This window comes from Streptomyces sp. NPDC050528 (genome assembly GCF_044457795.1).
GTDB lineage: Bacteria > Actinomycetota > Actinomycetes > Streptomycetales > Streptomycetaceae > Streptomyces.
The window spans coordinates 205,550-226,477 of record NZ_JBITHH010000017.1; the positions used below are offsets into that span (position 1 = coordinate 205,550).

A 20,928-nucleotide genomic window follows, 5' to 3' on the forward strand; every position below is an offset into this window, starting at 1 on the left:
GCGGTCAGGTGGTCAGCCGGTCAGGCCGGCGCTGGTCAGCCAGATGTGTTCGCAGGTCGAGGAGGCCTTTTGCAGGTTCGCGCGGGACTCCTGTGAGGCGTGGTAGAAGGTCCGCTCGATCATCCAGCACAGGGCGCGTGCCATTGCCGGTGCTTGTTCCGGCTCGGGGCCGGACCGGATGCCGGCTCGTTCCAGGACGGCGGTGATGGCCGTGATGAACAAGTCGGCCGTACGGCTCCACAGTTCGCCGATCTCCGGCACGGTCAGGGACAGGTCGATGGCCGTGCGCATGACCAGGCCGTGTTCGTTCCACAGCTCGACCGTGCGGTGCATGGCCGCCGTGATGGCCTGGCGGGGATCGTCGGCCCGCGCGGTGACCCGGGACCGTTCCCACAGGTGCTCGACCGTCCGGGCCACGAGCGCCGTGACCACTTCCTGTTTGGAGCCGAAGTAGAAGTACAGGGCGCCGCGGGTGATGCCGGCGCCCTGGGCGATGTCGCCGACGGTCATGGCGTCGTAGCCCTTCTGCGCCAGAAGAGCCTCGCAGGTGTCCAGGATGGCCCGCTCGCGGACATCGCCCTTGCGCTCGGTGGTGCGTCGGCTTCGCGCGGGGTGGTGGCCGGGCATCAGAGCTGAGCGCCCTCGGCGAAGTCGGTCGTACGGGAGAGCGTCTCCCATGCGCGGATGTCCTCGTCAACGGCCGTGCGCGCGGCGGTGACCAGGCGCAGCGCGTCCGAGCCCAGGACGAGGTGGGCCGGCGGCCGGTCCACCGACGTGATGTGTACGACGGCGTCACCGGCCTTGGCCGGGTTGCCCAGTTGGTTCCCGCTGGCCTTCTGCCGCGCTTCGCGGATGGGGGCGAACAACTCGGCGTAGTCGTCGATGGACTGCGCGACGCGTGACATGGACCGTCCGGCCCAGTCGGTGCGGAAGGAGCCGGGTTCGATCGCCGTCACGTGGATCCCGAACTGCGCGACCTCCTTGCCCAGCGCCTCAAGGATGCCTTCCAGCGCGAACTTGCTGCCGCAGTACGCGGACAGGCCGGGCACGGCCATGAGCCCGCCCATGGAGGTGACGGCCATCAGGTGTCCGCGGCGGCGCCGGCGCATGTGGGGCAGCGCCGCCTGCAGGGTGGCCACCGTCCCGAGCACGTTGACCTCGAACTGCCGCCGGACCTCGGCCAGCGGGGTCTCCTCGAAGGTGCCCTCCAGGCCGTAGCCCGCGTTGGCGATGACGACGTCCAGGGCGCCGACGCTCTGTTCCACCTCGGTGATCACGTCCGAGACGGCCTCGCCGTCCGTCACGTCCAGGATGCGGCCGTGAGCGTGCCCGGGTTCGAGTTCTTCGAAGGCGCGCAGGTCCTGCTCCGAACGGACCGTGCCGACGACGGTGTGCCCGGCGGCCAGGGCCGCCTGGGCGAAGGCGCGTCCGAGGCCCGTGCTGACACCGGTGATGAGCCACGTCTGTTCCCGCATTGTTCCTCCGGCTCGTTCCTCTGGCTTGTTGCTCTGGTTTGTTGCTCTGGCAGGGACTCGGGAGGAGCCTGGTCGCTCTCCCTCGCTTCAAAGTCTACACAGTGTCGATTTTTATCGTCGCCATGCAGATTCTTGCGCGTATCGCCGACGTATCGAAAAGCGCATACACCCCCGCAACCGCCCCCCGACTTCGGTGGACCCATGAACCACCGTGCACCGACGGTCGGTTCGTTCCTCGGGGAAGGGGCGTGGGCGTGGTGTCGGATTCCGTACGTGGTGTCGATCGGCGGCGGTTGCTCGGGTGGGGTGGGCTGGGGGCCGTGGGGGTGGTGGCGGGGGCGTCGTCGGCGGGGGCGCAGCCCGGTTACGCCGAGTCGGCCGGTCAAGGTTCGACCGATGCGATCCCGGCCGACACCCGGCCCGGCGGGGCCTACGACCGGTACGTCGCGAAGTTGGCCGCCGACGGCAAGTTCTCCGGTGTCGTGCTGTTGTCGCACCGGGGCCGGACGGTGCTCGCGCGCAGCTACGGGATGGCCGACGAGGAGAGGGGGATCGCCCATCACCAGGGCGTCGCGTTCAGCCTCGGTTCGGCGGGGAAGCCGTTCGGGGCGGTGGCCGTTCTGCAGTTGGTGCAGGCGGGCAAGGTGAGGCTGTCGGACCCGGTGGGGACGCATCTGACGGGCCTCGCCAAGGACGTCGCCGAGCAGGTGACCGTCCACCACCTGTTGTCCGGCACCTCTGGGCTGGACGTCGCGGACGAAGACGTAGAACGGGTCTTCCGGAGCCGGGACGAGGTGCACGCGTACTACGAACAGCGGGCGCGGCAGGCGAAGTTGGTGGGTGTTCCGGGTGTTCCCGACACCGTCCACGAGGAGGCGGAGGTCACGCTGGCCGCGCTGATCGTGGAGGCGGTGAGCGGTCGGTCGTACTGGGACTACGTGCGGGAGTACGTCTTCGCGCGCTGCGGGATGACCGGCTCGGGGTTCTTCACGCGGCCGCGGTGGCTCACCGACGGGCACATCGCGCACCCGTACATGGAGTTGGCCGACGGCAGCGTGGTGGACGCCGTCCGCAACCTGGATGTGAGCAGCCCGGACCCGAACGTCCTCGGCAAGAATCCGGGCCGCGCCTTCATCGACGCCCCCGGGGACGGCGGTTTCGCCACGGCGCCGGATCTGGTGCGGTTCGCGCACGCGCTGGGCGACGGCACGGTGCTGGACCGGCCGTGGGCCGACGTGCTCACCGCCGCCAGGACCCCGCAAGGACCGGCCTCGTTCGGGGCGTACGGGCTTCCGGTCTCCATCGTCGGCGGCCAGTGGATGTACCAGCGCGCCGGCGGCAACCCCGGTGTCGCCGCCAACTGGGACATCTACCCGGACACCGGCTGGGTCGGCGTCATCCTCGGCAACCGCGACGGCGTGCCGTTGCGGGAGATGATCGGTCAGGAGACGCAGGCCGTCACCGGGGCGCCGGCCGATGGGGGATCGGGGGGCTGAGCCATCGGGGATTCCTGGCCGGCAGGCACCGAGGCCTTCCTCTGACTCCGCTGACTCCGCGCCGCGCGGGCAATGCCCTCACCCTCGGCGCGCGGCGCCCTCCGGCCATACGACGTCCACGGGGATGCCGGTCGCCCGCGCTTCGAGGACGGTGTCGGCGGTGCCGCCGCCCTTGCCGGTGGGGGGTTGGCCGTTCCATACGGCGACGAGGCGGTCGGCGCGTCGGAGGAGGACGGTGTTGGCGGCTTCGTAGGCCTGACGGTTGGCCGTTTCGTGGGGGAGTACGAGTACTTCCTCGGCGGATTCGACGAAGTGGTCGAAGAGGGGGGCCTGGTCGGGCCCGACCTTGTGTCGGCGATAGTCCTGGGAGGGGATCACGGCGATCAGGCGGCCGCCGGCGGCGAGGACGGCCTCGGCGAAGAGGGAGTCGGCGCCCTGGGCGAGGCAGGAGACGCCGATGAGCCGGCCGTCGGTGGTGTACCGGGTGAGCAGGTCGGCCAGTGCGCCGCGGATCAGCGGGATGCTGTCCTCGGTGAGGTCGATGTGGCCGGTCACCGCGAGGGTCGTCACGTTCGCGTGTTCCCTTCGTACGCCGAGCTGTCGAGAAAGGCGGGCAAGTCGTGCCACACGTACTGAACCTATGGCGTCAACAGCTCGGCAAAGTACCGGAGTCGGTCTGGCAACGCACCGAACTCCAGATCCTCATCCTCGCCGACAATGCACTCACCGACCTCCCGCCCGAGATCGGACGCCTGCACCGCCTGACTACCCTGGACCTCGGTCACAACCACCTCACCTCCCTCCCCGACGAACTCGGCGACCTGACCACCCTCGACGGCTGCCTCTACCTGCACGACAACGCGTTGCCCGAACTCCCCGACGCCCTGGGGAACTTGACCCGGCTGCGCTACCTCAACGTCGGCGAGAACACCCTCACCGCCCTGCCCGAAGCCATCGGTCGCATGGCGGGGCTCGTCGAACTCCGGGCACAGCACAACGGGTTGACGACACTGCCCGCCGGTATCGGCGAACTCCGCAACCTTCGCGAACTCTGGCTGCGCGGCAACGAGATCGCCCACCTGCCGTCGTCCGTGGCCGACCTCCATGAACTCCGCCACCTGGATCTACGGGAGAACGCCCTCGCCCAACTCCCGGACGTGCTGGCCGACTTGCCCCGACTGCGGCAGATCGACCTCCGGAGCAACCGCCTCACCCTGCTGCCGGACTGGGTGGTGGAGATGCCGTCGCTGGAGAAGCTGGACCTGCGGTGGAACGAATGTGTCCCCTCCGCAGCGCTGTTGACCGAGTTGGAACGGCGAGGCTGCGTCGTTCTCTGGTAGACGAGTCCGGTCTCCGTTACTCCTCAGGAGTGAAACGGGCCGGGATCGTGATGGCTGAAACCGGTCGCCGGGTTCCTTTGCGGACACGGGAGTTGCGGCGTCCAGGGGCACCTCGTTCTGTGAATCCAGGACATCTCGCACACGTCTGTCGGCACTTTTCGGTCACTCGTGGATATTCCCGCAACATATACATTTCGACGCCCAGTTGGGGACGAAAAAGGGGATAACCGGGTGAAGAAGATCCTGCTGACCACAGGACTGGTCGCGTTGCTGACGGCGGCTACGGCCGCGCCGACCATGGCCATCTCCGACTCCGGATCGACACCGTTGCCCGGCACGGGGGCGAAGATCGAGGTCACCGCCTGGCAGTGCAACGCCTACGCCGACAAGTGCTCCTTCAAGACGTCCACCAAGACGAAGAAGGGCAACGCGAAGTACAAGGTCAGCAAGATCAGCAACACCGCGACCGTGAAGGCCAACGGATGGCAGGCCACGCTCGCGCTGAGTCCCAGCGGTACTCAGGTGAGCGAGAGCACCCGCCAGGTCAGCTGGACCAACCAGAACACCTGGATCGCCGACGTCAGCGGCATCGCCGACCCCGACGGTTCGCTCAACACGAGCATCACCACCTGCTCCGACGGCGGCGCCTTCAAGTCCGGCGTCAAGGCGTTCGCCTCGGCCTGCGCGAACGACTGAGCACATGGAACACAGCGTCCTGCCACGTCGTACCGGGCGTCGCCGCCGTGCGGTGGTCACCGCGGCCGCGGCGATCGCCGGGGTAGCCGCCCTGGGCGTCTCGATGTTCGGCGGCGGAACGGTGGAGCGGCCCGACCGGCCCGGCACCGAACTGGCCGCGCAGCTCGACGCCCTGCGCGGAGCGAACGATCTCGTACGTGCCACCCGCGCCGAGGTCGGACGTGACCCCGCGCTGTACCCGACCGCGTACGGGCGCCTGGAAGCCGCGCTCCCCACCGGACACCGGACCGGCGGCAAGCCCGTTCCCGGAATTCGGCCGGCCGCCCTGGCACAACTGGCCCGCACCGACCTGCTCGACACCCCCGCCTGGCGGGCGCAGTACGTGTGCCTGTCACTGTCGGCCACTTCCCAAGCCGCCGAACCCTCCCGACCCTCCCGACCCTCCCGAGCCGCCGACGTCCCCGCAGTCTCCCTGGCAACCAACGCGGCCGCCGTCCTGAAACGGGCGGGGCTCCTCACGCGGGCCGAGACCGAGGCGCTCGGCTATCTCCGGGCGCCGGACCCCGGGGACGACGCCACGACCTCGCTCGCCACCCGCGCCGCCTTCCTGCAGACCTTGGCCTGCCTGGGCCGCGACGACCAGGTGGCCCCCGCCGCGCTGACGCGTCTCGCGGCGGACACCGCTCAAGTCGACCGGCCCGTAACGGCGTTGTACGCCGTCGAGGCGCTGCGGGCCGTCGGTGTGCGGGCCCGGGCCGCACGCGTCCTCCGGCACGCCGACGCCGATCTCCGGAGGGCCGACTGCGTCGTACTCGAACCCATCCAGCGGGCCGCATCCGCCCTGCTGCGGCGGGAGTTGACACGGCAGACGCGTGCCTGCCTCTTGCCCGCGCTGCACGATCCCGACACCCAGACCCGGTGGCTGGTCCGGCGGGCGCTCGCCCTCGGCGCGTCCGACTCGTCGGCACCGCCAATTCCCGCGCCGACGGCGGCCGTTCGGCCCGACGGTCTCGTGGCCAAGTCCCCGACCCAACTCGGCACGCTGACCGCCACGTACAACGTCGCGCGGGCCCTGACCGCCAGTGGCGGACAGCAGCGCACACCGGGCTGGCTGAGGAACGGGCTGAAGCGGCTGGGCTCGGATCCCGGACTCGATCCGTCCGACCGGCTGCTGCTCGCCATGACCTGTCACCGGCTGTCCCTGGCCTGCGGACCGCAGGCCGACAAGGGGGCGGCCGAAGCGGCCGAACGCACGGTACCGGCACGTCTGACCACGGAGAACCAGCACAGTTGGTACGGCGCGACGGCCGCGCGTGCCGAGTTTGGACTGGGGTGTCCGCGCACGTCCGTCGCGTCGCCCCGGCACGAGGGAGACGCTCTCCCCTCCCGTTCCCTGCGCGTCGCGGCGGTGCTCGCCGACGCGGGGTGTACGACCCAGGCGCGACGGCTGACGGAGGGGACCGACCTCGTCGCACAGGCCCAAAGAGCCCTGCGCGACGGAGAGTTGGCGGCTGCCTCCGACGCGGTCCAGGCGGCCCTCGCCGCCGACCAGAACGTCGCGCAGGGCTTCTGGAACGAGCTTCCGGCACTGCTGGCGCCCTACCGCGACGCCGAGTTCCCCGACCTGTACGCCGACTCGCCGGGCGGAGCCGCCTCGGCCGACGCCACGAGAGCCGCGTACTACCTCCTCGCCTGAGCCCGCACCCGCCCCGCTCTCCCCACCCCAGAAGGGCACCCGCCGTATGAACACCGCCTCCCCACCCATCGTCCTGGGCGAAGGCCTGGCCTTCAGATATGCGGCCGGTGGTGGTCTGAGCCGGGCGGATCTCACGCTCCGGGCGGGAACGACGGCCGCCGTCGAGGGGCCGTCCGGTTCGGGCAAGAGCACCCTGCTCGCCCTTCTCGGGCTCATCCTCTCGCCGAGCGCGGGCTCTCTCCACATCGCCGGCACGGACACCGGGGCACTGTCACCCGCCGGCCGGGACGCGCTACGCCTGCGCTCGATCGGCATCGTGCTGCAGGACCTCGGGCTCCTCTCGTTCCTCAACGCCTGGGAGAACGTCGCCGCCGCCTTCGGGCCACGGCTGTCCCGGCACCGTACGGCGGCCCTGGCGATGCTCGGCGACCTCGGCATGGCGCACCTGGTCGACTCCCCGGTCACCGAACTCTCCGGCGGCCAGCGGCAACGCATCGCGGTGGCCCGGGCGGCCGTGAAGGAACCGCTGCTCGTCCTCGCCGACGAGCCGACCTCGGGACTGGACCCGAAGAACGCCGACTCCGTGATGGATGCGCTGCGTTCGTGCGCGGAACGGGGCGCGGCCGTACTGCTCGTCACGCACGCCTCCGCCGTCGCCGAGGCCTGCGACCAGCGCTATGTGCTGGACGACGGTGTGCTGTCGCACGTCGGCGAACAGGACCTTCGGCAGGGAAGTGCCCGTAGGGAGACGCTGGGATGAGCCGCTGGAGTCTCTACACCTGGAAGCGCGACGGGCGTTCGCTGCGCCGGGCACTGCCCACCCTCACGGTCCTGGCCGCGCTGCTGACGACGTCCGCCGGGGTCGCGGCCGGTGCCGCCGGTGCCGTGGAGCGGGACGTACTGGGGTCCGGCGGGCTCACGCAGATCGAACTCTCCTCGTTCGAGGGCGACGCGTCGGTCCGCCCGCTCACCACCTCGGCGCTGCGGGAAGCCGTACGGGTAAAGGGAGTTCGGCAGGTCGTCGCCGACTACTCCTCCGTGCTGTACGCCGAGGAGAACGGGACGTACGACCTGGCGAGCCACACCCTGACACCCGGTGACGATCTGCCGGTCACCAAGGGGAAGGTCTCCGCGTCGCTCGGCCCGGACGAGGTCGTGCTGCCCGCCACCGCGCAGGGAACCGACTTCGCGCCCCTCCTCGGCCGGTCCGTTGCCTTCGGGTACACCAGGGCGACGGGCGCCGCGTCCGGCACCAGCGCTGTGATCAAGTTGAAGATCGTCGCCCTGTACGACCCGAGTTGGCAGGCCGACGGACCGGGCGCCGCCTATCTCTCGCAGGACATCGCCGCGTTGCTGGCCGCGGCACGCTCCGGCCAATCGGCGGAAGCCTTCCGGAACCGGGAGGGTGCGCAGTCCGCCGTCGTGGTGGTCGAGCACCAACGACAGGTGGCCGCGGTCACCAAATCCCTGCAGAACAAGGGGTTTTCGGCCTCCGCTGTCTCCGACCGGGTCCGCAACCTGCCCGGCCTGTTCGGTGCGGCGGACCTCGCGATGCGCATCGGCGTACTGGTCCTGGCGCTGGGCGCCCTCGCGCTCGGTGTCGTGCGGGCCGCGGACAGCGCGCGGGCACGGATCGGCCAGTTCGCCGTCCTGCGGATCCTCGGTTCCGGACGGTCCGAACTACGCCGGATCCTGCTCGGCGAAGCCGTGCTCTCCGGCGGCGTGGCCGGGGTGCTCGGCGCGGTCGTCGGCACGGCGTTGTCCGCGTCGCTGGCCGGCCCGCTCAGCGATGTGCTCGGCCTGCCCATCACCGTCACGGACGCCCTGCCCGGGCCGGCCTGGGCCGGAGCGGCACTGCTGCTGCCCGCTGCCGGCCTGGCCGTCGGCACCCTCTTCGGCAGCCGAGAAGCCCTCCGCCGGGACCCCTATCTCACCGCACGAGCCCACAGCTGACCCAACTCCGCGCTCAGTACTCCGTCACCTGAGACTCCAAGTACCCCTTCAGAAACGCATACTTGGCCCCCGAGTCCGCCGCCGGGAGCGGTGCGAAATGGTCGCCCAACTCCATCGACTGCGGCCTCGACGTCCGCAACGCAGGCCAGGCCGGGAGCCCGTGGCCGTTCGGGTTCCCCGTGGCCACGAAGTTCGCTACGTACGACGACGTGCGGTCGGCGATGGCGTAGTCCGTGGCCGTCCAGGGGCGGTCCGTGCCGTACAGGTTGCCGAAGAAGTAGTACTTCTCGGCGCCGTGGTAGGCGCCCGCGCCGTCCGCCGGTTCGATCGGGTTGGTGGTGTCGTGGCCCGGGGGGACGTGGGTCCACCAGTAGGTGTAGACGGGGCTGCGGTTGGCGGCCGTCACGCGGAACTGTGTGCCCCAGAGGAACGTGGAGACCCGCTCCTCGTCGCGGGCGTAGTTGTTGTACTGGGCTGCCGCCTCCGCGTCCGTCGTCGCGGGGTAGAGGGACAGGAAGTCCGCCGCCCGATCTCCGAACGTCGTTGTCGCGTACGCCTCGTACGCCGCGACCGTCATCGTCAGCGTCGGTGACGCGCCGTTCTCGTCCTTGTTGTTGCCGGTGAGGACCGGGATGTCGTACTCCGTACGGGACTTCATCGCGGCCGTGTACGACTTCGGGAGGACGTAGCCGTCGAGTACGTTGCCGAAGCTCGTGCCCGCCGCCGGGGCGCCCGGTGCGTACACCTTGGTCACGATGTCGTCGGCCGGCAGGGCGCGCAGGTCGGCCAGGGTGGACGCGCCCATGTACGTGGCGAATGCCGTGCCGTTGGCCTCCGCCGCCGCCAACTGGGCGTAGCCGCCCGCCACATGGCCCAGCGCCGGGTCCTTGGTGTACTGCACGCCCGCCGACAGCAGCGCCCGGTGGAACAGGCCCCGCGCCAGCTTCGAGATCATCAGGATGTTCACGAACGACGAGCCGTGCGACCAGCCCGCCAGCGTCACCCGTTCCGGATCGCCCCCGAACGCGGCGATGTTGCGGCGGATCCACTTCAGCGCGGCCACCGTGTCCTGCACACCCCAGTTCCCTGAACCACCGTGCCCGCCCTCCGAACTCAGCGCCGGATGCGCGAGGTTGCCGAAGGCGCCCACACGGTGGTTGTACGTCACCACCACCGCGCCCTTGGCCGCCAGGTTCGCCCCGTCGTACACCGGCTGCGAGGCCCACATGGCGCTGTTGCGGCCGCCGTAGATCCAGACGAAGACCGGGCGGAGGGCGCGGGAGGACCCTGAACTCCCCGCCGCCGTCCAGATGTTGAGGTTCAGGCAGTCCTCGCTCAGTGGGGGGACCTTGTCGGCCGTGATGCCCGTGACCGGCTGGGGGCAGGCGGCGCCCCAGGTGTCGGCCTTGCGGACGCCCTGCCAGGAGGCGGGGGGTTGCGGGGCGCGCCAGCGGTTCTCGCCCGCGGTGGAGGCGGCGTACGGGATGCCCTTGTAGACGGTGACGCCGGGGAGGGCGGCCGCGGTGCCCGTGACCAGGCCGGACTGGGTTCTGACCGGGTGGCCGGCGGCGTTGCGTGGGGTGGCTGATGCCGGGGTTGAGGGCAGGGTGCTCAGCAAGGTCGCGCCGGCCGTGGCGGCCGCCGTGCGGCCTAGGAAGTCGCGGCGGCCGGTACCGGTGGGGGAGGAATTCACTGGGTCTCCCGATCACTTGAGGACGAGTGGCCTCATGCTGTGCCGGGGCCGGCGGTACGGCCTAGGGAGTTGTCGTGACTCACAGTGCCCACAGGTGCAACTTAGGTTGCGTACCTGCGGGTTGACACCTCGGAGCCTGAACGGCCGCCCAACAGTGGAGCGGGAACAACCGTCCTACAGCGCCGACTTGAGCGTGTGCAGTACCGCGTCCGCCATGCCCCGCTCACCCCGCGCGTTCGGGTGCACCGGTGCCGCCGGGTTCTGCGGTACGAGGGGTTCGATCCAGCGGGTGTCCTTCGCCGTGCAGGCGTTGTGGTCCTTGGAGGGGGTGTACGTGTCGACGTAGCCGACGCCCGCCTCCGAAGCCCGTTGGCGCAGCATGGAGTTGAGCTGTTGCTCCTTCTCGCGGAGGAAGGTCACGTCGCCGGGGGCGAGGGACATGTCCCGGCCGCAGTCGGCGCCGTCGGAGGGCAGGAGCGCCGGGTACGAGACGACGTAGACCCGGGCCTCGGGGGCGCGGCGCCCGACCTCGGTCAGGATGCGGGTGAGGCGGTCGCCCGCCGTGGCGATCTTCGCCTTCACCGCGTCGGAGTCGCCGTTGACGTAGTTGCGTTCGCAGGGCGCGTCCTCGGCGATGTACTTGCCGCTGCCCGTCATTTCGTACAGCGCGCCCATCGCCACGCACCGTTTGATCATCGAGCTGAAGCCGATGTCGTTGCCGCCGATGCCGATGGTGATCAGCCGGGTGGTGGAGGAAATCGCCCTGAGCTGGGGGGAGTTGGTGCCGTCGTCCGTGTGCTGCGAACCGGTGAGGTCGGTGGTCGTGGCGCCGCTGCAGCTCACGTCGCGGAAGTCCCGTCCCTTCAGGCCGAGTTCGGCGGCGACGAGGGCCGGGTAGTTGCCGCTGGAGCGGTCGCAGCCGGCGGGGGTGCCGGTGGGGTCGGTGATGCCGGGGGCGGCCGTGTAGGAGTCGCCCAGGGCCACGTACGGGCCCTTCGTCGGGGACGAGTAGGCGATGCCGGTGTGGCCGTCGCTGTCGTCGCCGCCGTCTCGGGCCACCAGGACGACGGTGAGCAGCGTGCCGCAGGCGAGGAGCCCGGCCACTCCGGCCTGTACGGAGGTTTTCATCGAAGTGCCCTCTCTGGTGGGCGAGTCGGTGACTCGTTGAGGTGGGTGACGCGGTGCGGTGTGGACGTCCGCGGGCCCGGCGACAGGCGGGGGGAGTGCCCCGTCGCCGGGCCCGGGACGTGTGCCGGTCCCCGTCCCCACGGGATCCGGCACCGCGGGGCCGCCACCGCTCTCGGCGGCCCCGGTCTGGGGGTCCTTAAGGGACCGCGGTGAGCCGGGCGGTCGGGGTGTCGGCGGCCGGTGCCGGGACCTTGCGGGTCAGGGCCTCGCCCTCGACGTCCATGCGGGGCAGGACCCGGTCGAGCCAACTCGGCAGGTACCAGGCCTTGTTGCCCAGCAGGGCGAGGACGGCCGGCACGATCGCCATCCGGACGACGAACGCGTCGAACAGCACCGCGATGGCCAGCCCGAAGCCGATCATCTTGATCATCGAGGCGCCCGCGCCGATGAAGCCCGAGAACACCGCCATCATGATCAGCGCGGCGGCCACGACCACCCGGGCGCTGTGCCGGAACCCCGAGACGACCGCCTGACCGGGCCCGTCCCCGTGGACGTAGGCCTCGCGCATCCGGGAGACCAGGAACACCTCGTAGTCCATGGCGAGTCCGAAGACGATGCCCACCAGGAAGATCGGCATGAGGCTCATGATCGGACCGGTCTGATCGACGCCCAACAGCGAGGCCAAGTGGCCCTGTTGGAAGACCGCCACGACCGCGCCGAGCGCCGCGAGCACGGAGAGCAGGAAGCCGAGCGCCGCCTTCAGCGGTACGAGGAGGGAGCGGAAGACGAGGAGCAGGAGGACGATCGCCAGGCCAACCACCAGTGCCAGGTACGGAATCAGCGCGTCCTGCACCTTCTGCGCCACGTCGATGTTCAGCGCGGTGGTGCCGGTGACCTCGAAGTTCGCGCCCGCCGTACCGGACTCGATGCCGGCCCGTTCGTCGCGGATCGTCTGGACGAGCTGCTTGGTCTTCTCGTCGGTGGGGCTGGTGGCCGGGGTCGCGGCGAACACCGCTGTGTCACCGGCCGAGTTGAAGCGGGCGGGCGAGACCGAGACCACTCCGTCCGTGGCCGCGATCTCCTTTGAAATCGTCGCTACGGCGCTCTTCGCGTCGTCGGCCTTCTTGGCGTCCACGACGATGGTCAGGGGGCCGTTGAAGCCGGGGCCGAAGCCCTGGGCGAGGTCGTCGTAGGCACGGCGTTCGGTGGTGGCGGTGGACTTGGACTCGTCGCCGGGCATGCCGAGTTGGAGGTTCAGGGCGGGCAGCGCCATCGCGCCGAGACCGACGACGCCGAGCAGCAGGACGGGGATCGGGCGGCGGACGACCAGGCGTGCCCAACGGCTGCCGCCGTTCTCGCCGTTGGCCCGCGCGGCCTTCTCCTTCTTCTTCCGGTTCTTCCGGTCGCGGCGCGAGAGCACGGCGTTCGGCCAGAAGCCGAGGAGGGCGGGGACCAGGGTGAGGCAGATCAGGACGGCCAGCAGGACCGCGCCGGCCGCCGCGAGGCCCATCTTCGTCAGCATCGGGATGCCGACCACCGACAGACCGGCCAGGGCGATGACGACGGTCAGCCCGGCGAACACCACTGCCGAACCCGCCGTACCGGCGGCCAGCCCCGCCGCTTCGCGCGGCGCGTGACCCTTCTCCCGCTCCTCCCGATAGCGGGAGACGACGAACAGCGCGTAGTCGATTCCGCAGGCCAGGCCGAGCATCGTGGCCAGCGTGCCGGTGGTCTCGGAGAGGCCGAACGTGCTGCCCAGGGCGAGGACCCCGGACATGCTGATGGCGACGCCGATGATCGCGGTGAGGAGGGGCAGTCCGGCCGCGGCCAGCGAACCGAAGGTGATCAGCAGGACCACGGCGGCTATCGCGATGCCGATCGCCTCCGCGCTGCCGCCGGCGGCCGGCTGGGTGGCGAGGGCGTCACCGCCGACCTCGACGGTCAGGCCCGCGTCCCGGGCGGTGTCGATGGCCCGTTCCAGGTGGGTCTTGGCGGCGCCGGTGAGGTCGTCGGCCTTCACCTTGAAGGTGACGGTGGAGTACGCCGTGGACGCGTCCTTGCTCACCGCCTTCGCGGTGAACGGGTCGACGGCGGAGGCGACTTGGGAACCGTCGGCCGCCTCCGTGACCAGCTTCTCGATCGCCGCCCTGTTCTCGGTCGCGGTGACCTTCTCGCCGTTCGGGGCGACGAAGACGATCCGGGCGCTCGCGCCGTCCGCCGCCGTGCCGGGGAAGCGCTGTTCCAGCAGGTCGAAGGCGCGCTGCGACTCGATGCCGGGCATCGTGAAGCCGTCGTCCGGGGCGGCGGGGGCCTTGGTGGCCGCGAACCCGACGGCGCCGAGGACCGCCACCCACAACAGGGTGACGAACCAGCGCCACCGGAAGGCCACACGGCCCAAGCGATACAGGAGAGTTGCCATGGCTGGGGAAGGCCTCCACGTCGGCGGTCGGTCGAGATCCAGATCAAGTGCGTGATCGTGGTCTCAAGCCTTCCGTCGGCGGCCCTACGGCACGAGGGAGTGCCCTCCCGAATGGTTGGTGTAGCCCGCTACACCATCCGTGAGCGCGTCAGGTTGCTTCAGCCGACGTTCAGCTCGGTCAACTGGCCCAGTGGCAACGTGTGTTGGGTCTGGAGGACCTTCGCGCGTAGATACCGGACGTTGTGCGGGGTGGTGAACACACCGGTCGGCACGCGGTCGTGGACGTCGATGCCGAGACCGCGCAACTGGTCCGCCTTGTCAGGGTTGTTGGAGAGCAGGTCGAGCGACGTGATGCCGAGGGCGGTGAGCATCTGCGCGGCGGCCGTGTAGTCACGGGCGTCCTCGGGCAGGCCCAGCGCGGTGTTCGCGGCGTACGTGTCGAGGCCCTGGTCCTGGAGGGCGTACGCGTCGAGCTTGTTGTAGAGGCCGATGCCGCGGCCCTCCTGGCGCAGGTACAGCAGGACACCGCCGCGCTCGGCGATGCGCTCGACGGCCTCGCGCAGCTGGGGTCCGCAGTCGCAGCGGGCCGAGCCGAAGACATCGCCGGTGAGGCACTCGGAATGCAGCCGGACCAGCGGGGTGGTGCCGGGGGCGGGGTCGCCGAGGACGACGGCCACGTGTTCCTGGCCGTCGGTCAGGCCGTGGAAGGTGACGAGTTCGGCGTCGACGCCGTAGCCGTCCTGGAAGCGCAGCGGTACCCGGACGCGGGCACGCGGGGTGGCGGCGGGGAAGTCGGGCATGCGGGTCTCCGTGGTCCGGCGGCAGGTACGCGGATGTGCGTCGGTGAGGTGCTTCAGTTTTGAAGCACCTCCACGATGACGGACACTACCTCATGCTTTAAATTTGAAGCAACAGAATTGTGGGACGGGTCACGAACGTCGGACGGTCTACGAACACGAAGGCGTGGAGCGGCGGCGCCACGGCACGTCCTGCGGCTCCTCCAGCGCCCGCACGATCCCGGCGCTGATCTCCTCCAGCTGCCCCACCTGCTCCGGGGTGAGGTGATCGAAGATCGCGGCCCGTACGGTCTCGACATGGCCCGGCGCCGTACGCTCCAGCACGGCCATCCCCTCGTCGGTCAGGACGGCGGTACTGCCGCGCTTGTCGCTCGGGCACCCCTCCCGCCGCACCAGCCCGTCCTTCTCCAGCCGGGTCACGGCGTACGTCAGCCGGCTCCGGGTGATCTTCGACTTCTCGGCGAGGTCGGTCATCCGCAGCCGCCGGTCCGGCACCTCGGAGAGATTGGCGAGGATGGAGTAGTACAGGTGGGGCATGCCGGCGTCCTGCTGGAGCTGCCGGTCGATCGCGTCCTCCAGGAGGTGCGTCGCGGCGATGTACGCGCGCCAGGCGCGCTGCTCCTCGGCGGTGAGCCAGCGAGTCGTCATGCCCCCAGTGTAGTTTTGTTTCAAACTTGAACCAAGCCCCGCCACTCCACCCAGCCCCGCCGTGCCATCCAGCCCCGCCCGCCTCGGAGAGAGAGCGCGTCGATGCCCCACCCGTACGTCCCGTACGTCCTGCTGTCCGCCGCCGTCTCCCTCGACGGCTACCTCGACGACACCGGCCCCGACCGGCTGCTCCTCTCCAGCCCGGCCGACTTCGACCGCGTCGACGAGGTCCGGGCATCGGTCGACGCGATCCTCATCGGCGCCGGCACGATCCGCGCGGACAACCCCCGCCTCCTGGTCAACTCCCCTGAGCGCAGGGCGAGTCGGGTCGCCCAGGGCAAGCCCGAGTACCCCCTCAAGGTCACGGTCACCGCCTCCGGCGACCTCGACCCGACGGCCAACTTCTGGCACACAGGCGGCGAAAAGCTCGTCTATACGACCGACGGGGGCGCCGACCGGGCACACGAACTGGCCCTGGCGGCGGACGTGGTGTCGCTCGGCCCGGACCTCGACTGGCGAGCCCTCCTTGAACACCTGCACACGGTAAGGGGAGTTGACCGCCTGATGGTCGAGGGCGGCGGCACGATCCACACCCAACTCCTCCAACAGGGCCTGGCCGACGAACTCCACCTGGTCCTGTCCCCCCTGTTCGTGGGCGACGACAAGGCCCCCCGCCTCTTCGGCCCGGGCAGCTACCAGCCCGGCCGCCTGCGCCTGCTGGAGACCCGCCCCATCGAAGACGTAGTACTCATGCGCTACGAGCCCACCGCCCCCGGCACCGACACCCTCCCCTCCGCCGCAGACCGCCACTGGCTCGCCCTCGCCTGCGACCTGGCGGCGGACTGCCCGCCCTCGGAGACGGCGTTCAGCGTCGGCGCGGTGGTGGTGGCGGAGGACGGCACGGAGTTGTCCCGGGGCCACTCCCGCGAGGCGGGCGACCCGGTGGTCCACGCGGAGGAGGCGGCACTGGCCAAGCTGGACCCCGCAGACCCGCGCCTCCCGACGGCCACGGTCTACACGAGCCTCGAACCCTGCACTCATCGCGCCTCCCGCCCCAAGCCCTGCGCCCAGCTGATCCTCGACGCGGGTGTGCGGAGAGTGGTGACCGCCTGGCGCGAGCCGGACACGTTCGTGGAGGGTGCGGACGGGAGCGGGGCGCTGGCCGCGCGGGGGGTGACCGTGGTCGTACTCCCGGAGTACGAGGAGCGAGCGAAGGCACCGAACGGGCATCTGCTGGGGTGAGTTCTTTGATGCCGGTCGGCAAAAGTCAGCCCGTCCGGCAGCTCTTCGGCAAGGCCCACAAAATCAGCCCGTCCGGCGTTTGAGGACGAGGCCCCTTCAGGGCCGATGGGGGTCTGGGGGCGGAGCCCCCAGGGACGCCCACCCCAACACCGCCCGCCCACCACGACCAATCGGCCCATCAAATCCTGCACCCCACCGCCCACCGAGTCACGCTCACAAAGAACCGGTGCGGAGGACAACGCGGAGGTAGGACACATGAGGGCAGTCGCGGTGCTGGGCGCGTCCGTAGCCGTAGGACTACTCGCCTCGTGCGGATCGACGGACACCGGTACCCGAACCATGGCAAGGGCGCTCCCCGCAAGCGCCGCGTTCACGCACCCCGGAGTCCTCGTCAGCAAGGCCCAGCTGGACGCCGTACGCAAGAACGTGACCGCCGGCAAGCAACCCTGGCTGAAGGCGTACTTCGGGATGCGGGACAGCAAGTACGGGTCGTACAAGTACACGGCGAAGCCGTACGCGGACGTCGACTGCCCCTGGAACGGCAAGGCCGCGCACGGTTGTGTCGAGGAGCGCGAGGACGCGATCGCGGCGTACACGCAGGCCCTGCTCTTCAGCATCACCGGCAAGCAGCATCACGCGCTGAAGGCGCGGGAGATCATGGACGACTGGTCGGCGAAGATGAAGGAGCACACCTCCGACGACGCGGGGCTGCAGACCGCGTGGGCGGGGTCGACCTGGGCGCGGGCGGCGGAGATCGTGCGGTACGCGCCCGGCGCGGGCTGGCCGGCGGACCGGGTCAAGCGGTTCGGGACGATGCTGCGTACCGCCTACGAGCCTGAGGTCACCAAGGACCTGCCGGACTACAACGGCAACTGGGACCTCGCGATGACGGACGCGGCGATGGGCATCGCCGTCTTCCTCGACGACCACAAGGCGTTCGACGCGGCCGTCAAACGCTTCCGCGACCGCGTGCCCGCCTACTTCTACCTCGCCAAGGACGGCAAGGTGCCGCTCACCCCGGTGGGCTCGAAGGTCACCACCCCGCAGAAACTGACGACGTACTGGTTCAAGCAGACGACGTTCCGGGACGGCGTCGCGCAGGAGACCTGCCGCAACTTCAAGCACGTCGGGTACTCGCTGGCGGCCACCGCGCACATCGCCGAGACCGCCTGGCACCAGGGCGTCGACCTCTACGACGGCGTCAAGGACCGGCTCAAGGCGGCGCTCGAATTCCACGCCCGCTACCAGCTCGGCGAGCCCGCGCCCGCCTGGCTGTGCGGCGGCAAGGTCGACCGGAACATGGGCCCCGACCTGGAGGTCGCCGTCAACCACCTGGAGGGCCGGCTCGGCGTGAAGGTGCCCGCCGCGGACAAGCTCGTCGAGTCCACCCGCCCGGCCGGCAGCGACGACCTCTTCGTCTCCTGGGAGACCCTCACGCACGCCGGTAACACCGCCGACTGAAACCTGTGTGACATCGGACCCCGCGAATGGCGTATAGTTGCAATCACAACGGCGCGGGGTGGAGCAGCTCGGTAGCTCGCTGGGCTCATAACCCAGAGGTCGCAGGTTCAAATCCTGTCCCCGCTACTAAGGCCTAGGGCCGGAATCCAGAAATGGATTCCGGCCCTAGGTGTTTTTCCCGTAGAACCCCTAGACCCCTTAGAACCCCTAGGCCTCCTCGATCGGCCCACACCACTCGCCGCCCCCTCCCCACCACGAAAAACTGGATCCGTGGAGGAGGAGGGTCCGTATGCGCGAGCCGGCGGGCGCCTGCCCGGCGATCCCGTGCCCGACCCGGGCCTCGGCCCCGTCGAGGGACGGCGGATCTCCTCCGCCCGCACCTTCGTCCGCCGACTGCCGGCGCTGCTGCTGATCGTCGGGGCGTTCTACGACTACCTCACCCCGCAGGACTTCACCGCGGCCCCCTTCTTCACCGCCGCCCCCCTGGTCGCCGCCCCGCTCTACTCCCGGCGCGGCACCGTGCTCACCGGGCTGGCGGCCGTGGTCGTCGTGCTCGCGATCCACGTCAAGCTCGGCATCGTCCTGCACTCCGACGCGATCACCGAGGCGGCCACCGTCGCGACGGTCGCCGTTCTCGCCGTCCTGATCAACGCCCTGGTCCGCCGCAGCAGCGAACAGCTCGCCTCCGCGCGCGAGATCGCCGAGGCCGCCCAGCGCGCCGTACTGCCCGAACCGGCCGAGCGGATCGGCGGGTTCGAGATCGCGGCACGGTACGAGGCGGCGCAGGAGGACGCGTTCATCGGCGGCGACCTGTACGCGGTGCAGGACACCCCGCACGGCGTACGGCTGGTCGTCGGGGACGTGCGCGGCAAGGGCATGGGCGCGGTCGCCGCCGTCGCCGTGGTCATCGGGGCGTTCCGGGAGGCCGCCGAGCAGGAGACGACCCTGGAGGCGGTCGCGCAGCGGCTGGAGCGGGCGCTGGCGCGCGAGGGCACCCGGCGCGACGGACTCGACGCGTTCGAGGGGTTCACCACGGCCGTCCTCGCCGAACTCCCGCACGGCGACGGCGTCGTACGGATCGTCGACCGGGGACATCCGCCGCCGCTGCTCCTCCAAGTGGACGGCACCGTAAGCGTGTTGCAGGTCGAGGAACCCGCACTGCCCCTGGGAATGGGGGAGTTGGGGGTCTGGCCCGACCGCGCCGAGGAGTTCGCGTTCCCGGGCGGGGCGACTCTTCTCGTGCACACCGACGGGCTGTCCGAGGCGCGCGACGCCCGCGGGGTTTTCTACGACCCGGCGGCGCGGCTGGCCGGGCGGACCTTCCGTACCCCCGAGGCATTGCTCGGCATCCTCGCCAAGGAGGTGCGCCGGTACTCCGGGGGCTGGATGACGGACGACATGGCGATGATCGCCGTACGTCATCCATGACCGAATATCACGGGCCGTGACCGGGCGAGCGCCCTCCGCATAACAACTGACATACCGTCAATACCTGTGGGAATTCTGAGACTTGGCCAACTCGCCCGTTTTTCGCCGGTGGTGGGCCCTTCGTCCAGCAAGGAAAGGTTAATGATCAAGCCGAACAGCTTGGAAACGGGCGCCCGTGTCTATTAACGTTCGATAACGCAGCGCGGTCGTCCCAGCCGTCACAAGAGATGGCTCCGTGCGCACGCGCCGAATCCCGCGAGGGAACCGGGGAACCACCACTTGGGGTGAATCGCTCGTCAACTGCCGTGGAAACACGGCCGGTTTACGCGCGTAGGAGACCTTCCTGCTCCGAACCCGTCAGCTAACCCGGTAGGCGAGAAGGAAGGAAAGGAGCACGCCCACGTGGCGTCCAACCAGGCTGCCCCAGAAGCCCCTGTCGTCTACGGCGGATACCGCCCCGACGAGGGCCCCTGGGAGGAGTGGAACCCCAGCGCGGAGTCCATTGCTCCCAACCGCGGCAAGCACCGTGTCGCCAAGCAGCGTGGTGGCGGAGGATTCGCCCGCAGCTCCACCGTCCTGGGCGTCGGTGTCATAGCCGCCGTCAGCGCGGGCGGTATGGCCAGCGCCAACACCGGCAAGCCGCCGGTCTCCATCTCCCTGCCCGACCTGCCCTCGGTGGGTCACCTGCTGGACGACTCGTCCAGTAGTACCCCCAAGGGCTCCGCGACCGCGCTCAGCAGCGTCGGTGTCACCACCACCGAGACCGCCAAGGGCGCCTCGGACGCGGGTGAGCTGCTGCGCAACCGGATCATGGCGCAGGCCGAACTCCAGCAGCTCCAGGTCGACGGCAAGTCCCAGGCCGCCGCCGAGGCCGCCGTCGCCAAGCAGGTCGACGCCGCTGCCGCCAAGGCCGAGAAGGACGCCGCGAAGAAGGCCGCCGACGCGAAGGACGCCGCGGAGGCCGCCGCCAAGAAGAAGGCCGAGGCCGCGAAGCTCGCCGCGCTCGCCAAGCAGTACACGCTGCCGGTCGCCTCGTACACGATCACCGGCACCTTCGGCCAGGCCGGCTCGATGTGGTCCTCCGGGTATCACACGGGTCTCGACTTCGCCGCGCCCACCGGCACGCTGATCAAGGCCATCCACAGCGGCACGGTCACCGAGGCGGGCTGGGCCGGGTCGTACGGGTACCGCACGATCATCACCCTCGACGACGGCACCGAGCTGTGGTTCTGCCACCAGTCCTCGATCAACGTCAGCGTCGGGCAGAAGGTCTCCACCGGTGAGGTCATCGGCCGCGTGGGCGCCACCGGCAACGTGACCGGGCCGCATCTCCACCTGGAGGTGCACATCAACGGTGCCGCGACCGCCAGCGACCCGGCGCCCTGGCTGCGCAGCAAGGGTCTCAACCCCTGATCTGTCCCTGATCTCTCCCTGATCGCCTGGAATATGCGGTTCC

General features: G+C 70.2%; 18 protein-coding genes, 1 tRNA gene and 1 riboswitch. Of the genes, 11 read left to right on the forward strand and 8 right to left on the reverse strand.

Going from position 1 to position 20,928, the window contains the following annotated elements; all coding sequences use genetic code 11:
- Nucleotides 1–12 precede the first annotated feature (12 nt).
- Both ACIBK4_RS43875 and ACIBK4_RS43880 read right to left on the reverse strand, forming a co-directional pair.
- Nucleotides 13–627: a TetR/AcrR family transcriptional regulator gene (locus ACIBK4_RS43875; protein WP_399004587.1), complete on the reverse strand. Its 615-nt coding sequence runs from the start codon at nt 625–627 to the stop codon at nt 13–15.
- The gene (locus ACIBK4_RS43880) at nt 627–1,475 is read right to left on the reverse strand and encodes an oxidoreductase (protein WP_399004589.1); all 849 of its coding nucleotides are present in this window, start codon (nt 1,473–1,475) and stop codon (nt 627–629) included. Before ACIBK4_RS43880 ends, ACIBK4_RS43875 begins: the two co-directional genes overlap by 1 nt.
- A 254-nt stretch (nt 1,476–1,729) precedes the next feature.
- Between ACIBK4_RS43880 and ACIBK4_RS43885 the strand changes: the two genes are divergently transcribed.
- Nucleotides 1,730–2,971, forward strand: coding sequence for a serine hydrolase domain-containing protein (locus ACIBK4_RS43885; protein ID WP_399004591.1), 1,242 nt, complete (start codon nt 1,730–1,732; stop codon nt 2,969–2,971).
- 78 nt (nt 2,972–3,049) lie between these two features.
- Here ACIBK4_RS43885 and ACIBK4_RS43890 read toward each other — a convergent pair whose 3' ends face one another.
- Nucleotides 3,050–3,541, reverse strand: coding sequence for a hypothetical protein (locus tag ACIBK4_RS43890; protein WP_399004593.1), 492 nt, complete (start codon nt 3,539–3,541; stop codon nt 3,050–3,052).
- A gap of 50 nt (nt 3,542–3,591) precedes the next feature.
- Here ACIBK4_RS43890 and ACIBK4_RS43895 point away from each other — a divergent pair, with 50 nt between their 5' ends.
- The 5 genes from ACIBK4_RS43895 (at nt 3,592) to ACIBK4_RS43915 (ending at nt 8,656) form a co-directional block, all read left to right on the forward strand.
- Complete coding sequence (locus ACIBK4_RS43895; RefSeq protein WP_399004595.1) at nt 3,592–4,311, forward strand: leucine-rich repeat domain-containing protein; 720 nt, start codon at nt 3,592–3,594, stop codon at nt 4,309–4,311.
- A gap of 231 nt (nt 4,312–4,542) precedes the next feature.
- Nucleotides 4,543–5,007, forward strand: a complete 465-nt coding sequence (locus ACIBK4_RS43900; protein WP_399004597.1) for a hypothetical protein — start codon at nt 4,543–4,545, stop codon at nt 5,005–5,007.
- Nucleotides 5,008–5,011: 4 nt separating this feature from the next.
- Nucleotides 5,012–6,703 carry a hypothetical protein gene (locus ACIBK4_RS43905; protein ID WP_399004599.1) on the forward strand — a complete coding sequence of 564 codons (1,692 nt, stop codon included), beginning with the start codon at nt 5,012–5,014 and terminating at the stop codon, nt 6,701–6,703.
- Nucleotides 6,704–6,749: 46 nt separating this feature from the next.
- A complete protein-coding gene (locus tag ACIBK4_RS43910) occupies nt 6,750–7,463 on the forward strand; it encodes an ABC transporter ATP-binding protein (RefSeq protein ID WP_399004601.1) in 714 nt (237 codons plus the stop codon).
- Nucleotides 7,460–8,656, forward strand: coding sequence for an FtsX-like permease family protein (locus ACIBK4_RS43915; RefSeq protein ID WP_399004603.1), 1,197 nt, complete (start codon nt 7,460–7,462; stop codon nt 8,654–8,656). Before ACIBK4_RS43910 ends, ACIBK4_RS43915 begins: the two co-directional genes overlap by 4 nt.
- A gap of 13 nt (nt 8,657–8,669) precedes the next feature.
- Here the strand turns inward: ACIBK4_RS43915 and ACIBK4_RS43920 are convergent, their stop codons facing one another.
- From ACIBK4_RS43920 to ACIBK4_RS43940, 5 genes are all read right to left on the reverse strand, one after another.
- Nucleotides 8,670–10,349 carry a carboxylesterase/lipase family protein gene (locus ACIBK4_RS43920; RefSeq protein WP_399004605.1) on the reverse strand — a complete coding sequence of 560 codons (1,680 nt, stop codon included), beginning with the start codon at nt 10,347–10,349 and terminating at the stop codon, nt 8,670–8,672.
- 174 nt (nt 10,350–10,523) lie between these two features.
- A complete protein-coding gene (locus ACIBK4_RS43925; protein ID WP_399004607.1) occupies nt 10,524–11,477 on the reverse strand; it encodes an SGNH/GDSL hydrolase family protein in 954 nt (317 codons plus the stop codon).
- A gap of 196 nt (nt 11,478–11,673) precedes the next feature.
- Nucleotides 11,674–13,896, reverse strand: a complete 2,223-nt coding sequence (locus ACIBK4_RS43930; RefSeq protein WP_399004609.1) for an MMPL family transporter — start codon at nt 13,894–13,896, stop codon at nt 11,674–11,676.
- A 158-nt stretch (nt 13,897–14,054) separates the two neighbouring features.
- Nucleotides 14,055–14,696 carry a GTP cyclohydrolase II gene (gene ribA, locus ACIBK4_RS43935; protein ID WP_399004611.1) on the reverse strand — a complete coding sequence of 214 codons (642 nt, stop codon included), beginning with the start codon at nt 14,694–14,696 and terminating at the stop codon, nt 14,055–14,057.
- 147 nt (nt 14,697–14,843) lie between these two features.
- Nucleotides 14,844–15,341: a MarR family winged helix-turn-helix transcriptional regulator gene (locus ACIBK4_RS43940; RefSeq protein WP_399004613.1), complete on the reverse strand. Its 498-nt coding sequence runs from the start codon at nt 15,339–15,341 to the stop codon at nt 14,844–14,846.
- 102 nt (nt 15,342–15,443) lie between these two features.
- Between ACIBK4_RS43940 and ACIBK4_RS43945 the strand changes: the two genes are divergently transcribed.
- The 5 genes from ACIBK4_RS43945 to ACIBK4_RS43965 all read left to right on the forward strand — a co-directional run bounded on the left by ACIBK4_RS43945 (nt 15,444) and on the right by ACIBK4_RS43965 (nt 20,885).
- Nucleotides 15,444–16,583 carry a dihydrofolate reductase family protein gene (locus ACIBK4_RS43945; protein WP_399004615.1) on the forward strand — a complete coding sequence of 380 codons (1,140 nt, stop codon included), beginning with the start codon at nt 15,444–15,446 and terminating at the stop codon, nt 16,581–16,583.
- 255 nt (nt 16,584–16,838) lie between these two features.
- Complete coding sequence (locus tag ACIBK4_RS43950) at nt 16,839–18,044, forward strand: alginate lyase family protein (RefSeq protein WP_399004617.1); 1,206 nt, start codon at nt 16,839–16,841, stop codon at nt 18,042–18,044.
- 52 nt (nt 18,045–18,096) lie between these two features.
- Nucleotides 18,097–18,170 (forward strand) — tRNA-Met (locus ACIBK4_RS43955).
- Between the two features lie 144 nt (nt 18,171–18,314).
- A complete protein-coding gene (locus tag ACIBK4_RS43960; protein WP_399004619.1) occupies nt 18,315–19,472 on the forward strand; it encodes a PP2C family protein-serine/threonine phosphatase in 1,158 nt (385 codons plus the stop codon).
- Nucleotides 19,473–19,706: 234 nt separating this feature from the next.
- Nucleotides 19,707–19,863, forward strand: a riboswitch (cyclic di-AMP (ydaO/yuaA leader).
- An 11-nt stretch (nt 19,864–19,874) separates the two neighbouring features.
- Nucleotides 19,875–20,885, forward strand: a complete 1,011-nt coding sequence (locus ACIBK4_RS43965) for a M23 family metallopeptidase (protein WP_399004621.1) — start codon at nt 19,875–19,877, stop codon at nt 20,883–20,885.
- Nucleotides 20,886–20,928: the final 43 nt, after the last annotated feature.

Coding starts and splice junctions, on each gene's coding strand:
- ACIBK4_RS43875 (WP_399004587.1), bottom strand. CDS start 627: ATGCCCGGCCACCACCCCGCGCGAAGCCGACGCACCACCGAGCGCAAG.
- ACIBK4_RS43880 (WP_399004589.1), bottom strand. CDS start 1,475: ATGCGGGAACAGACGTGGCTCATCACCGGTGTCAGCACGGGCCTCGGA.
- ACIBK4_RS43905 (WP_399004599.1), top strand. CDS start 5,012: ATGGAACACAGCGTCCTGCCACGTCGTACCGGGCGTCGCCGCCGTGCG.
- ACIBK4_RS43910 (WP_399004601.1), top strand. CDS start 6,750: ATGAACACCGCCTCCCCACCCATCGTCCTGGGCGAAGGCCTGGCCTTC.
- ACIBK4_RS43915 (WP_399004603.1), top strand. CDS start 7,460: ATGAGCCGCTGGAGTCTCTACACCTGGAAGCGCGACGGGCGTTCGCTG.
- ACIBK4_RS43925 (WP_399004607.1), bottom strand. CDS start 11,477: ATGAAAACCTCCGTACAGGCCGGAGTGGCCGGGCTCCTCGCCTGCGGC.
- ACIBK4_RS43930 (WP_399004609.1), bottom strand. CDS start 13,896: ATGGCAACTCTCCTGTATCGCTTGGGCCGTGTGGCCTTCCGGTGGCGC.
- ribA (WP_399004611.1), bottom strand. CDS start 14,696: ATGCCCGACTTCCCCGCCGCCACCCCGCGTGCCCGCGTCCGGGTACCG.
- ACIBK4_RS43940 (WP_399004613.1), bottom strand. CDS start 15,341: ATGACGACTCGCTGGCTCACCGCCGAGGAGCAGCGCGCCTGGCGCGCG.
- ACIBK4_RS43945 (WP_399004615.1), top strand. CDS start 15,444: ATGCCCCACCCGTACGTCCCGTACGTCCTGCTGTCCGCCGCCGTCTCC.
- ACIBK4_RS43950 (WP_399004617.1), top strand. CDS start 16,839: ATGAGGGCAGTCGCGGTGCTGGGCGCGTCCGTAGCCGTAGGACTACTC.